The organism is Ignavibacteriales bacterium (assembly GCA_026390775.1).
Classification (GTDB): domain Bacteria; phylum Bacteroidota; class Ignavibacteria; order Ignavibacteriales; family Melioribacteraceae; genus Fen-1258.
This window is the reverse complement of the sequence record JAPLFF010000005.1, coordinates 16,801-30,939: the sequence shown is the minus strand read 5'-3', so window position 1 is coordinate 30,939 and position 14,139 is coordinate 16,801. Positions and strand designations below refer to the sequence as shown.

The following is a 14,139-nucleotide window of genomic DNA, read 5'->3' as shown; positions in this document are numbered from 1 at the left end:
TTTTAATTCTATTCTTGATATTTATTATATCTGCAATCTTGTCTCCAATCTTTATCAATAAAGAAAGAAATAATTGGGAAACTATATTAACCGATAAAATTGAATCTACTGAAACGAATATTGATCGAGCATTAGACAGAAAATCAGATTTGCTTATTAGATCGTTCGATTCAATTAAACCAACTCTTTCAAAGATATTATCTTACACGAATGTTGATAACAAAAAGATCATTCAACTGTTTTCTATTTATGATAACGAAAAAATATTGATCCAATTATACAATGGTTCAAATATATTAATCGGATGGAATGCTCAACCGGTAATGGATGAAGAAAGCATATCAAATGTAAAGTATTATTACGGACAAACTTTTTTTAGCGGGAAAAAACTTATTTCATACTTATCATTTAGTGATTCATTAAAAATTAGTAACCACGACTACACCATTGTAATAAGTACTCCAATCGAGAAACATTTTTCACTATCTAATAAATATAATTCATTCGAGAACTTTCCGGATTCTTTATCCAAAAAACTTTCTGTGAGAATAAATATTGATTATTCACCGTTAGCTAAAAATTCCAAAGATGGTAGAAAATATTCCTATGCGCTATTAAATAATTTCAAAAATAAAATTGGCATTGCAACATTTGATAAACCATCGTTAGAAACTTCTATCAATTTGATAAAGAATCAGATATGGCTGATGCAATCACTATCTCTAATTTTTGCTCTATTAACTTTAGGATTCTTCGGTAAAGATTATTTTAACAAAGTTAAAAGCAAGGTTCTTAAAATATTATTATTAACTTTTTATCTAGCAGTACTGCGGATTGCATTGTTCTATTTTGAAATACCTTCTTCACTGATTTTTAATTCGCTAACAGATTCTTCAAATTTTTCCTCAGTTTTTGGGTATGGGATTGTCCGCTCTCCACTTGAGTTTACTATTACTGTCCTTTTTTTACTTACAGCAGTGATTAAAGGATATAATTATTTTCTCGAATATTATTATGAGAATAAACTAAAAGAGAAAAAAAGAGTTGTTCACGTTATTACTTTAATCTTTTCGCTGTTTATTTATTTATTGGTTTACCGCGGACTTGCTGCATCAATTAGAAGTGTGATTTTTGATTCAAATATCAGGTACTTCAAAGATTTTTCATTAATTCCCGAATCATCTGTTTTGCTAATGTGTTTGAATATTTTATTACTTGCATCATCGGTAGTTTTATTTTCAGTAATACTTATTCTGTTAATTCTAAATTATAAGCCGAAGTTTTTCCCTAAAAAAAGGTTCACATTTTATTTGATATACTTTTTAATTATCCAAATCTCGGGATGGCTGTTCGATCTGATACAAAGCGAACCTCAAGGAACTCCGTTAATTAGAATTATTTTTATCACTATAACTTTCTTGCTTTCACTAATCATTCTTAATGCTGGAAAGAAATCAATACTGCATTATGTCTATTATTCATTTGCTGCTTCAGTTCTATCGGTTAGTTTATTAACATTCTACAATTCCGAAATTGAAAGGGAATCATTAAAAACTACGGCTCACGATATCACCCGAACAGATGAGAACTTGATTGAGTTTATGGTTTATCAAACTCTAAGTGAAATTCAAACCAGCGACAAAATTGCTAATTCATTTTTCAATGATGCAGATCTTTCGGCGGATGCATTTATTGTTTGGACAAACAGTATGCTTTATAAAGAAGGGCTTAGCTCTTCTATATATTTCTATGATGATCAAAAAAAATATCTAGGCGGATTTTCATCATCTAATGAATTATTAGCCGATAAGCTGCAGCAAATTATTGAGAAATCGGGGGATAGCTTAAAAATAAGTAAGCAATTAAATATGTTCGGTGATAGAGTAACATTTATTGGAACTTCACCTATTCTATCAGAAGAAAAAATCATCGGGTATGTTCTAGTTTCAGCAATATATAATGAAGATTATTTTCATTATGCCGAATTACCAAAATTTTTAATTCCACAGAGAGCAGGTATTGCCTCAGCTATTGACTATGATAAGTTAAAAATATTTGATTTTCATAACGGCGAACTTGTACGATCTTACGGTAACATAACTTTATCGGATTCAAGTCAGCATTCTATTCTTAACGCACAGTTTACTTCGTTTAACGAAGCGTGGATGAATCTTGAACTGAATAATGAGAACTATCTTTTCTATCTTCTTGAAATAAACACACCTTCAATTCATAAAATAATTGCAGTTGCAGTAGAAGAAAAAAACTTTTCTTGGAGTCTAACTGATTTCTTTAAAATATTTTTTATTCACACGATAATCATTTTATCCATATTATTAATAGTCTCTATCGTAAAAATGAAACAAACTATAATTGTTCTATCAGCATATCGAACACGGCTAATAGGCGCATTTATGATTGTCTCCTTGATCCCTTTAATTTTGGTTGCCGTTTACTTTAGAAACTTGACAGAAGAAAAAAATTCCGAACTTCTCACAAAAAGATTAACTGAACTTGCTCAACAAGTTGAGTCATATTTATCACTTTATTCTACAGAATCAAACATCAATTCACAACTTATATATGAAAAGGCGGCGATTGATATTAATATTTCCTATTCTCTTTTCAGTAATATTAATATGATCTATAGTACGAATAATATTTATAACGAAATCGGATTGCTTCCCAAAACGCTTCCGGCGCCGGTTTATAATGAAGCCATGTTAAGTGTAAATCAAAATTACTATGAGAAAGAAAAATTTGAGAATCACGCGATCAATTCAATTTATCATCGTTCTTCAATTAACGGTGACGAATATATAATCAAGGTCTCCGATCTATTTAATAAGGTTGATCTTCCTTTATCTGATATTGAACTTGATATTATCTTGTTCGGAATATTTTCATTGGCTGGAATTCTTCTGTCCATATTTAGCACCATACTTGCAGAACAAATATCTTCACCGATAAGACGGTTAACCGGGGGAACAAAATCCGTTGGCGAAGGAGATTTGAATGTTGAAATTAATTGCGGAACACGCGGTGAGATTAAGGATTTGACAGATGGATTCAATGCGATGGTTAAAAGACTTAAGCAGAGTCAAATTGAACTTGCGCAATTTGAAAGAGAGACAGCTTGGAAAGAGATGGCAAAACAAGTTGCTCATGAAATTAAAAATCCTCTTACACCGATGAGACTTAATGTTCAGCAATTGATTACGGCGCATAAAGATAAATCACCAAAGTTCAATTCTATTTTTGAAAAAGTTACTTCATCAATCATCACACAAATAGAGATACTTAAAAATATTGCATCAGAATTTTCAAACTTTGCACAAATGCCTAAATTGAGCATTTCAAAATTTGATGCAGTTTCTATTATAAAAGAAACCTTAAATTTATTTATTGAAGAAAAGAGGAAAATAATATTTGATACGAAAAAATCTGAAATATTTATTAATGCTGATAAAGATCATCTAAAAAGAACAATTGTAAATCTTATAAGAAATTCCATCCAAGCTAATTCAACTATTATCACTGTTACTATTGATACGGACAATGGGTATTGTCGTTTGAGAATAAAAGATAATGGAAAAGGCATTTCCCAAGAATATATTAGTAAGGTGTTCGATGAAAACTTTACTACTAAAACAAAAGGTATGGGAATAGGATTGAGCTTGGCAAAAAAATTCATTGATAATATCGGAGGAAATATTTCTGTAGAATCAACATCAGATGCCGGCACTACATTTTTATTAACAATTCCCTTAGCTGAATAATGTTCGATCTAACTCCACAACAGAAAGAAGCATTCGATTATAAGAATCACATTTCGTTGACTGCTAACGCCGGTTCAGGAAAAACGTTTGTGCTATCTAAAAGATTTGTCGAGATCTTACTAAATGAGGAGATAGATCTATCAAGTATAGTTGCAATTACATTTACCGATAAAGCTGCCGGCGAGCTTAATAAAAAGATTGCTCGTGAAATAGACGAAAGAATTCTTTCGGAAGAAAACTCCGGCAAGCGTAAGAAACTTGAGGAAATAAGAAGACAATTAGTTTCAGCCAATATATCAACGATACATTCTTTTTGTATTAACATTTTAAAGGAATTTTCCCCTGAAGCAGAAATAGATCCAAACTTTAATGTTATTGATCAATCAACAGCAAATGAAATTTTTCAGTTATGCGTTGAAGATTCAATAAACACTAATATTAAAAACCCGGAAAGTTCAGAAGAATTAAAATATATCATCCGTTATTTCGGTTCTAAAAAAGCGTTCATTTCGCAATTAGAGAATTCACTGAATCAAAAGAATACGATTGACCAGATTTCCAAGAAATTATATTTAAGATCAGAAAATGAAATAGCAAATTATTTTCGTCAAGAATTCGAAACTGTTTTCGATAAGATTTTCTCCGCAAAGATTTCAGAAATTATAATATTGATTAGAATAATAAATGACTTTGTCCTTAAACAGAACAAAACCAATAAATATGCATTAGATACCGAATATGTTCTAAATCAGTTTCGTCCTAATTTATCTTCTGTCAGTCAAATAGTACTTCTAAAAGGACTAGTTGATTCTGCACTTACAAAAAAATACACGGTTCGTATAAAGGACTATTTGGATAAAGGACACGAAGAATATCATAAGCAATCAGACGCAATCAATTTGCTTCTTCAAGAACTTATTCCTTTCTTTTCTTTAGAAGAAGGGAGAAAACCGGAAAAAGAATTAGCTCGAATTGGCAAAGCATTTCTTAAATTTTTTAATAGTACAAATAAATTATATGCTGATAAGAAAAAACAAAAAGGTTATCTCGATTTTGAAGATCTTTTAATATTTACTCAACAAGTTCTTCAAAGAGAAGAAGTACAAACATATCTTCGGGAAAAATTTCGTTACATAATGATAGATGAATATCAAGACACTAATGAACTGCAATATGAAATATTCATGCCTATTCTGGATAATCTCCGCAGCGGAAATCTATTTGTTGTTGGCGATGAGAAACAAAGTATATATATGTTCCGTAATGCAGAACTGGAAGTGTTCAATAAAACAAAAAAAGAAATTTGCGGAACTGAAAAAATCGGCAGGTTACTAAGTTTACCTCACAGTTTTAGAATGGCACCTTCACTTGTACTGTTTATCAATAAAATATTTTCAAACCTCTTTAATAATCCGGATCATTTTTTTAACGAAGTTGAACATAGCGAGTTGGTTTGTGCCAAAGATGAAAATGAAATTGGCAAAGTTGAAATATTATTATCTGAAGCAGATACTGAAACAGAAGAATATGATCTTGTAGCAGAAAAGATTTCCAAGTTGGTTTCTGATAAAGAAGTTGAATTAAAAGATATTGCAATACTTTGCCGTAAACGTGATTCATTTGCAGAATTGGAAAAAGTGTTTGTAAAGAAAAATATTCCTTATTCTATTGTCGGCGGAAAAGGATTCTATCAACGCCAAATCATTTATGATATTTATAATTATCTCTCTTTTTTACTGAAGCATGAAAATAATTCCGCATTAATAGGAATATTACGATCACCATTTTTTAATATTTCCGATCTTCAGCTTTATAAAATATCCCTAGAAGAAGGGGACACATTTTATGAAAAACTAATGAACAGCTTAGGAAAAAATTCTAAATTAGAAGAAGTTTACAATAGATTAAACGAAAATTTACTAATTGCATCCAGCACCGAGATTTATTCGCTTATCAGAAAAATTCTTTTAGAAAGCGGCTACTGGGCTGTGATTGCATCTAAAAAGAATTCATCTCAAGAAATAGCAAATGTAGAAAAATTATTGTTATTAGCGCGGGCATTTACCCAAAAGAGTTTTAAGAATTTATACGATTTCACCGTTTCGATGCGTGAGTCAATCGGAGACCATGAAGACGAAGGGCAAGCACAAGTTACACGCGATGAAAACTCAGTAAAGATATTAACGATACATCAAGCGAAAGGATTAGAATTTAAAGCTGTATTCCTCTACAACTGCAACGATACCGTAAAAGATAGTTCTGTAAAATCGAAATCATTGATCTGCGACAAAAATTTTGGAGTGATTGCAAAAGTTCCTACAAATGGAAATTATTTCAATAAATATGATATGGCTCCGATAGTCTCGCTCTATAATTACATTATTTACCGGAAAAATCTTGCTGAGATAAAACGGCTTTTATATGTAGGATTGACACGTGCTAAGAATTACTTATTTATCAGTGCAGAATTGAAAAAAGAAGAACCGAATAAAAACTCTTTTCTTGATCTAATACTAAAAGGACTCAATGCTGATTATTCTGCGAATGAACTTAATTTATCTTCCAAAGTTCAATTCATGAAACTGATGGATGGTGAATATAAATTTTATAATAAAAACGTTTCATTGAATGTCCCGATTATTAGAGAGACTGAAGAAGTTAAAACAATAGAGATCAAAAAGAAGTCTGCTCTCGAGGAAAAAATTATTCTCACTCAGAAAATTTATGATAGACCTAAACGTGAGATAATATCAGCGACTAAGATATCAATATTTACTCAATGCCCGGTTAAGTATCAGCTTACTTATGAGTTGGGATTCTCAACGATTTACAATCTTGTTAAAGAAAGGTCGAATGAATTCGAATTCAGTCAAATTGAAGATGATGAATTACGGCAATATGCACAATTGAAAGGGAAATTAATCCACACTGTTTTGAAAGAGGAAGTTTCCCGAGAAGAACTATCTAAATATTTAACGACTCATCTATCACTGGAATCATTCGCAAATGATTTGCAAAGAAATGATTTTCAGATTTCTTTATTGAAAGAAATCGAAAAGTATTACGACTCAAATACATATCAAACGATTTCTAAAAGTGATAATTATAAAAACGAGTTCGAAGTATATTGCGAAGAAAAAGAACATTACCTTTACGGCATTATTGACAAACTAATTATTGAAAAAGATAAATTGATTATTATAGATTACAAAACCGACAATATTAGTTATGATCAACTTAATACCCGGGTGGAAAGTTATATACCACAGCTTACATTTTATGCTTATGTGTTATCAAAGCTTTATAAATCATATAAGAATTTTCAGCTTAGATTAGTATTCTTAAAATTTACCGATGAACTAATTGTAAAAGATATTAATCGTACTGATTTGGATAAATACAGTAGTGAGCTGGATGAAAGTATCCGTAAGATTTACAACAGTGATTACGAACCAAACTTACATCATTGTTCTTCTTGTCATTACGCTTTGGAAGGAAACAAATGCATAAAAATATTTTCGTAAAAATATTTACTTTATTAATAACAATACTCCTGGTTGCCTGTTCGTCCAAGCCAATCATTCCACTTTACGAATATCCCACAGATTGGAAAAATATTAACGAAAGAGAAAAAACAATTTTAGATTATTCCCAATATCTTAGCGGAAGAAAAATATTTTTAGATCCAGGACACGGCGGGGAAGATAGAAAAAATAAAAATAGTAAAGGAGACGTGATAGAAGCTGACGTTAATTTACGAGTTGCCTTAAATCTAAAAAAATATCTTGAAGCAGCCGGTGCTATTGTAATTATCTCGCGAGATAAAGACACTACAGTTCAACTTGCTTATCGTTCTGAATGGGCAAATAATAGTGGCGCGGAAATTTTTATCAGCATTCATCATAATGCACCGGGGAAAACAGAAGACAATTATACCAACTACACTTCAACTTATTTTCATGCAAGAGAAACTGATTACGAATATGAACCTTGTAATCATGATATAGCACGTTACATTCAGCGCGATCTTTCTTATGTAATGAGAACTCCGGGAGGACTTGGTTCTTTTGACGGCACATATAGTGACTACAATATCTATCCGGGTGAAGGATTTTCCGTACTAAGAAAAACAGATATACCGGCAGTACTTGTTGAATGTGCTTTCCACACAAATCACTTTGAAGAACTTCGTTTGAATAATGAGGAGTTTAACCAGATTCAGGCATGGGGAATATTTAGAGGGCTTGCTAAATATTTTCGAGCCGGCAGACCGGAAATTAATTTTCTTCAGGATAGTTTGAGATTAGATAATAACATATTGAATGCTTCATTTGTACTCAAAGATTCTGTTGGAATAAATTCTAAGTCAATTCAAATTTATTTTAACAAAGAAGAGAAAGAATTTTCATTTGATAAAACAACAAATGTTGTTTCAGTGAGGACAGAAATAATCAAGCCCGGTACATACCCGATCAGAATTATTGCAGCAAATAAAAACGGGAACCATTCGTTCCCGTATCGAAAAAATATTGTGATTAGTGATTCTATGAAAGTTAATCCTACAGACTAGGTCACACTCACTATTCTTGCTACATAGAGATTTGAAAAGAAAAATTGTATAGATTCAACTCCGGAAATAAAAGAATTACTAAAATCATATTGTTTAAGCTTGGAGTTCAAAAATGAAAATTTATTCTAAACATGAACTAAACAATTATTCGCTTTCTTTGACTTATGACGACATCAGTTTAATTCCAACAGAAATATCACGCGTCAAAACCAGATTGGAAGTAAATATAAAATCAAAATTTCTTGAAAAGGAATTAACTGTACCTGTTGTTTCAAGTCCAATGGATACTGTAACCGGAATTGCTATGGCGAAAGAACTTTCTAATTCTGGATGTATCGGAATTGTCAATAGATTTGATTCTTCATTAAGTGAATTGTTTTCAAAAGGAAATGTTGTTGAAGGTATTCAAGCTGTTTCTGTCAGCTTAACTGCTGAAGATCAGCTTTTGGAAAAAATTGCAGCGAACAATTTGATTGTTTGTATTGATACCGCAAATGCAAACAATGCTCATGTACTTAATAAATGTGAAGAGATAAAAAAGAAATACAAAGTAAAAGTAATTGTCGGGAATATTGCGCACGGCGGAACATTGAAACAGCTTGTTGATGCCGGTGCAGATGCAGTTCGTATTGGTATAGGCGGCGGAAGTGTATGCACTACTTCAGTTCAAACGGGAATTGGAATTGGACAAGTTTCTTCCGTGTTAGATACTTACTTTGCACGCGAGGAACAAAAATTAAAGATAGAATTAATTGCGGATGGCGGTATAAAAAGTCCCGGTGATGTTGTAAAAGCTTTGGCTTCCGGTGCAGATATTGTAATGCTTGGAAGAATGCTTGCGGGGACAAAAGAAACACCGGGAGAAGTTATCAAATACAGCGATCAGCTTTGGAAAAAGTACCGCGGATCCGCTTCGTTTGGTGTTAAAATGAAAGGTGAATTTATTGAAGGCGAAGAAACAATGGTTCCGTATAAAGGAGCGGTTAAGAGTGTTATCAATGCTATATCGGATGGATTAAAAAGTGCGATGAGCTATTTGAATTGTGAATCTTTAGAAGAATTGAAAAAGATAAATACGTTCGGTGTTCTCAGCACAAGTTCTTATTTGGAAAGATTGCCGCGTAAATAATATTTCATACAATTTCTTTAGAAGAGACGTTGCATGCAGCGTCTCTACGGATTATATTTTTACTCTCTTCAACCGCAATGAATTACTTACAACCGAAACCGAACTTAGCGACATAGCTAAAGCACCGATCATAGGATTTAACATTCCGAAAGCAGCCAATGGAATTAAAACGGTATTATATACAAACGCCCAAAATAAGTTTTGTTTGATTACCTTAATCGTATTCTTCGAAAGATTAATTGCTTTAACTACGGCTAATAAATTTCCTTGTACTAATGTTATCTGAGCAGTTTCAATGGCAACATCTGTTCCTGTACCGATAGCAATTCCAACATCTGCTTGTGTAAGCGCAGGTGAATCATTGATTCCATCACCCACCATTGCGACAACTTCACCTTTACTCTGATATTCCTTCACAATATTTGCTTTCTCGTCCGGTAAAACTTCAGATCTGTAATCTGTAATTCCAACTTTGTCCGCAATCAGTCTTGCAGTTTTAGAATTATCTCCGGTAAGCATAACTGTTTTGATTTTCATTTTACCTAATTCTTTTATCGCCTCGGCAGATGTTACTTTTAATTTGTCTTCTATAGCAATCAATCCTTTTAATTCTCCGTCTACACTTACAAATACGATTGTCTTTCCGCTCTCAATTAATTTATCATAATGTTCATTCATTGCATTTGTTTTGATCGAATACTCATTCATCAAATTTAGGTTTCCGATTATCACGGAATGATTATTTACGATTCCTGTTAATCCAAATCCGGATAAGTTTTGAAATGACTCCGGTTGCAAAAGTGAAATATTTTTTGATTTCGCTTTTTCAACGATTGCAAGCGCTAAAGGATGTTCTGATTTTGATTCCAGAGAAGCGCTAAGGTAAATCAGTTCATCTTCTGAAATATTATTTATAACGATCTCAGAAACAACCGGTTTGCCTTCAGTGATTGTTCCTGTCTTATCAAATATAATAGTAGAAATGTTTTGTGCGAGTTCAAGACTTTCGCCATTCCGAATCAATATTCCATTTGATGCCCCTAAACCCGAACCTACGATTATTGCAGTTGGAGTTGCTAATCCCAGCGCGCATGGGCAAGCGATAATAAGCACTGCCACAAAATTAACCAATGCTTGACTGAAAGAATTATGACCACCAATAAAAAGCCAGATTAAAAAAGTAATTAGTGCAATAACAATTACAACCGGCACAAATACGGAAGCAATTTTATCTACTAATTTTTGTATTGGTGGTTTTGAAGCTTGCGCTTGTTCAACTAATCTTATGATTTGAGCAAGTACAGTATTATCTCCGATTTCAGTTACCTTAAAATTGAATGAGCCATTTTTGTTAATAGTTCCACCAATAACTTTAGATTCGATTGTCTTTTCGGCCGGAAGACTTTCCCCGGTAATCATTGATTCATCCACTGATGAGTTTCCCCAGATAATAATTCCATCCGTTGGAATCTTCTCTCCGGGTTTTATTGCTACAACATTTCCCGCTTTTAGATCAGAAATATTTACAACAGTTTCTTTGTTATTGATCAGAACCTTTGCTGTTTTTGGTCTTAGCTCTATTAGTTTTTTTATTGCGGAATTAGTTTTTTGTTTAGCATTATGTTCTAAAAGCTTACCCATTAAGATCAGTGTGATAATTACTCCGGCGGTTTCAAAATAAACATGAGGTGATTCATCATGAATGGAAACTACCGAAGGAAATAAAGTTGCAATTACACTGTATCCGTACGCTGCACCTGTTCCAATTGCAACAAGCGAATTCATTTCAAAAGAAAAATGCTTTAGGTTAATCCAGAAAATCTGATAAAATCTTTTTCCGCTAATAAAAATTATTGGTGTAGTTAGTATTAATAAAATCTTATGAGTAGTATCTGCTGAAAAACTCCAAATGTTTTGAAAGAAGGAATAATCAAACAGCATACTGATAATAAAGACGGGGAGTGTTAAAATCAGAGCTAGAAAAAAATCTTTTTTGATTTGATCATAATATTTATCTTTTTCCAACTCGATACTATCTTGGATTATATTTTGTGAATCATTTTGAGTGTTCGGATTTAGTTTTAATTTGTAACCGTAATCTTCAACTGCTTTTGCAATTGAATCAAGATTGATATTATCATGTTCTAGTTCAAAAGTAACATGTTCTGTAGCTAGATTAACATTAACATTTTTAACGCCTTCAAAACCACCGATAATTTTTTCAACACGTGTTACGCAGCTTGCACAGGTCATACCCTCCACTGGTAGATTCATTTGTTTCATGATGTTCCTTTTATTTTTGAACTTTATACCCGGAATTAGAGATGGCAATTTCTATTTCAGATGGACTTACTTTGGTCTCATCAAAATTTACTTTTGCAAAGCCAACTCCGACTTCCATTGTTGCAAGATTTAATTTTGATAATTCTTTCTTAACCGCCATTACACAGTGATTACAGGTCATTCCTTCAATTATGAATTCTTGAGTTGTCATTTTGTTATTACTCCATTTTTTTGCTAAACGCAAAATAGATTAGCATAGATTGATAAGCGTTACATAATTCTGGAATAATGTTATAAAATTTTAATGATATTGATAGAAGAAAAAGGGTGGCGTTTAACCGATTTTGTCTAACGGTTTACGCATATTTTCGGTTTTTAATTTAAATTGACTAGCGGTAAAACCTGTTACTTTCTTGAATTGATTTGAGAGATGTTGTACACTGCTATAACCTAAATTATAAGCTATTTCACTTAGAGTGAGTTCGCCATATTTAATAAATTCTTTTGCCCGTTCTATTTTTTGTAAAATAATATATTGTTCAATTGTAATGCTTTCTAAAGAAGAAAAAAGACCGCTCAAATAATTATAGTCTAATCCCAATTCTTTTTCTATCAGCATAGAAAATTTTTTGGGTTCATTTATCAAATAGTTGTTATCATAAATAATTTTAATAATACAATTTTTTATTCTCTCAATCGTTTTTGCTTTCTTGTCTTCTATAAGTTCAAATCCGTTCTCTTCCAAAATTAATTTTAATTTGTTGATAGGTAGATTGCTGATTGGCTGTTCTGTAATTACTTCACCCAAAGAAATTTTTTTAATCTTAACACCGATCTTTTCAAATTCTTCTTTTACAACCTTTATACAACGATTGCAAACCATATTTTTTATATATAAAGAATTTTGCGGTTGCATTGTGCTTTGGATTTACTTAGAAATCAGAATGATTATTGTCTTAGTTTCAAAGAAAACAATTAGCTTTTTTTAGGTTTTTTTTGATCCTTCACTTTCAAGGTAAACATATCATTTTCTTCTTCATCTGAATAATTATCTAAAATATTACTGCCTAACGATTTTAGATTTGAATTTTGTTCGTTACTAATTTCATATTGAATATTATTATTCTCATCCTTATTCTGTGTGGAATTCAATACTTCTAACCTACTATTGCGAATTAATTTCTTTTTATTGTCTTTATGAATTTTATCGTTCTTTGTTTTTTTTAATTCAGGTCCGATTTTGCTGGAAGGTTTAATCTTTTTCTCCCCCTTTACATTAATTGTTTTCTGAGGAGATAAAATAGAAATGGGTTTTAAGTTTTCGCTTTTGTTTAGAAAGGAATTATTTTGTTCGGGTACAGATTTTGGAGGAGGAATTTCATGCACAGGTACGGATTTTGGATTTTCATCCGCCCCTTTTTGCTTTTTTCTTTCTGAGTAAAAAGAAAAAGTTAATGTAAAAATTGTTAATGCAACAACAATAATTAATACAGTATATATTATGGGTATAATTTCCATATAGGAAAGATATTAAAATATATTTTTCCTCCCAACCAAACGGGAAGACACAACTTCAAATTGCTTTACTTATACGAGATGCTGATAATGTTACCATCTCATACTCATTATTATCACTATAATAATTTAGTAAATTCATTTCTGCTAAGTTAGGACCCTGTTTTGGAAGATCCTCTTTATAGCTTTTTCTTTCCTCAATTGTTCTAAAATTTTCGTTTTGATTCATTATTTCAAGTCTGCGTCGCTCAGTAAACTGTGTAGTTTTGTTTCTTGGGTTAACAGTAGAACTCTTGTTTGTATTGTAGTTCTTCTCTGGTTGATTTAATCTCATGAAATCTTCATTCGGATTTAAATTATGCCTTTCTGTTCTCCTAGTTCCCACATCTTGTGTAAAATGTTTTTTGGTTGAGAAATTATTGTTAATAGTAATCGGTAGATTTGATTGTCTCTGTTTTACGAATGGTTTCCTGACGTAATTATTAACTGGTGATGTATTAACTGCTAAAGCTAAACGGCGATTTAGTATCGGTTCAAGAGAGCGTGGTAATTTACCTCTAGCTTTTGCTTTATATGCTATATAGGAAATACTTAACACAAACAAAAGAAACGTGGAGAATATGAGTAAACTGGTATATATAATTGGAAGAAGGGTCATTTCTTTTTTCCTTTTTTTACTTATTAAGACAAATGCTATACCATTGTTAAATATTATGAATTCAAGCTGTTTTCCCATCTATTAGAATATTTTAGTCAGTTTCTTGTATTAAAGTGAAACAATAAATCACAAATGAGATTATTATGATACTTAAAAAAATTAAAGTCGTTCTATTTATTTGTTTTGGTTCGGCTTTTTAATATTT

At 31.7% G+C, this 14,139-nt stretch carries 9 protein-coding genes; 4 read left to right on the top strand and 5 right to left on the bottom strand.

What is annotated here, in order from left to right; translation table 11 throughout:
* The first annotated feature begins 38 nt into the window (after positions 1 to 38).
* The 4 genes from NTZ27_04640 to NTZ27_04625 all read left to right on the top strand — a co-directional run bounded on the left by NTZ27_04640 (position 39) and on the right by NTZ27_04625 (position 9,478).
* Positions 39 to 3,779 (top strand): ATP-binding protein, encoded by a 3,741-nt coding sequence (locus NTZ27_04640; protein MCX6174027.1) that lies wholly within the window; start codon positions 39 to 41, stop codon positions 3,777 to 3,779.
* Positions 3,779 to 7,303 (top strand): UvrD-helicase domain-containing protein, encoded by a 3,525-nt coding sequence (locus NTZ27_04635; GenBank protein ID MCX6174026.1) that lies wholly within the window; start codon positions 3,779 to 3,781, stop codon positions 7,301 to 7,303. The genes NTZ27_04640 and NTZ27_04635 overlap by 1 nt, the downstream gene beginning before the upstream one ends.
* Entirely contained in the window at positions 7,282 to 8,349 is a 1,068-nt protein-coding gene (locus NTZ27_04630) for an N-acetylmuramoyl-L-alanine amidase (GenBank protein ID MCX6174025.1), read from the top strand. The genes NTZ27_04635 and NTZ27_04630 overlap by 22 nt, the downstream gene beginning before the upstream one ends.
* Before the next feature lie 112 nt (positions 8,350 to 8,461).
* Positions 8,462 to 9,478, top strand: coding sequence for a guanosine monophosphate reductase (locus NTZ27_04625; GenBank protein ID MCX6174024.1), 1,017 nt, complete (start codon positions 8,462 to 8,464; stop codon positions 9,476 to 9,478).
* 51 nt (positions 9,479 to 9,529) lie between these two features.
* Here NTZ27_04625 and NTZ27_04620 read toward each other — a convergent pair whose 3' ends face one another.
* The 5 genes from NTZ27_04620 to NTZ27_04600 form a co-directional block, all read right to left on the bottom strand.
* Positions 9,530 to 11,761, bottom strand: a complete 2,232-nt coding sequence (locus NTZ27_04620) for a heavy metal translocating P-type ATPase (protein ID MCX6174023.1) — start codon at positions 11,759 to 11,761, stop codon at positions 9,530 to 9,532.
* A 10-nt stretch (positions 11,762 to 11,771) separates the two neighbouring features.
* Complete coding sequence (locus NTZ27_04615; protein ID MCX6174022.1) at positions 11,772 to 11,972, bottom strand: cation transporter; 201 nt, start codon at positions 11,970 to 11,972, stop codon at positions 11,772 to 11,774.
* Positions 11,973 to 12,095: 123 nt separating this feature from the next.
* Positions 12,096 to 12,677 (bottom strand): helix-turn-helix transcriptional regulator, encoded by a 582-nt coding sequence (locus NTZ27_04610; GenBank protein MCX6174021.1) that lies wholly within the window; start codon positions 12,675 to 12,677, stop codon positions 12,096 to 12,098.
* Positions 12,678 to 12,736: 59 nt separating this feature from the next.
* Entirely contained in the window at positions 12,737 to 13,279 is a 543-nt protein-coding gene (locus NTZ27_04605; protein ID MCX6174020.1) for a hypothetical protein, read from the bottom strand.
* A gap of 55 nt (positions 13,280 to 13,334) precedes the next feature.
* Complete coding sequence (locus tag NTZ27_04600; GenBank protein MCX6174019.1) at positions 13,335 to 13,934, bottom strand: hypothetical protein; 600 nt, start codon at positions 13,932 to 13,934, stop codon at positions 13,335 to 13,337.
* Positions 13,935 to 14,139 lie beyond the last annotated feature (205 nt).

What these genes read in the sequence shown, in the direction of transcription:
- NTZ27_04605 (MCX6174020.1), bottom strand. Translation starts at nt 13,279, where the DNA reads ATGGAAATTATACCCATAATATATACTGTATTAATTATTGTTGTTGCA.
- NTZ27_04635 (MCX6174026.1), top strand. Translation starts at nt 3,779, where the DNA reads ATGTTCGATCTAACTCCACAACAGAAAGAAGCATTCGATTATAAGAAT.
- NTZ27_04610 (MCX6174021.1), bottom strand. Translation starts at nt 12,677, where the DNA reads ATGCAACCGCAAAATTCTTTATATATAAAAAATATGGTTTGCAATCGT.
- NTZ27_04600 (MCX6174019.1), bottom strand. Translation starts at nt 13,934, where the DNA reads ATGACCCTTCTTCCAATTATATATACCAGTTTACTCATATTCTCCACG.
- NTZ27_04620 (MCX6174023.1), bottom strand. Translation starts at nt 11,761, where the DNA reads ATGAAACAAATGAATCTACCAGTGGAGGGTATGACCTGTGCAAGCTGC.
- NTZ27_04615 (MCX6174022.1), bottom strand. Translation starts at nt 11,972, where the DNA reads ATGACAACTCAAGAATTCATAATTGAAGGAATGACCTGTAATCACTGT.
- NTZ27_04625 (MCX6174024.1), top strand. Translation starts at nt 8,462, where the DNA reads ATGAAAATTTATTCTAAACATGAACTAAACAATTATTCGCTTTCTTTG.
- NTZ27_04630 (MCX6174025.1), top strand. Translation starts at nt 7,282, where the DNA reads ATGCATAAAAATATTTTCGTAAAAATATTTACTTTATTAATAACAATA.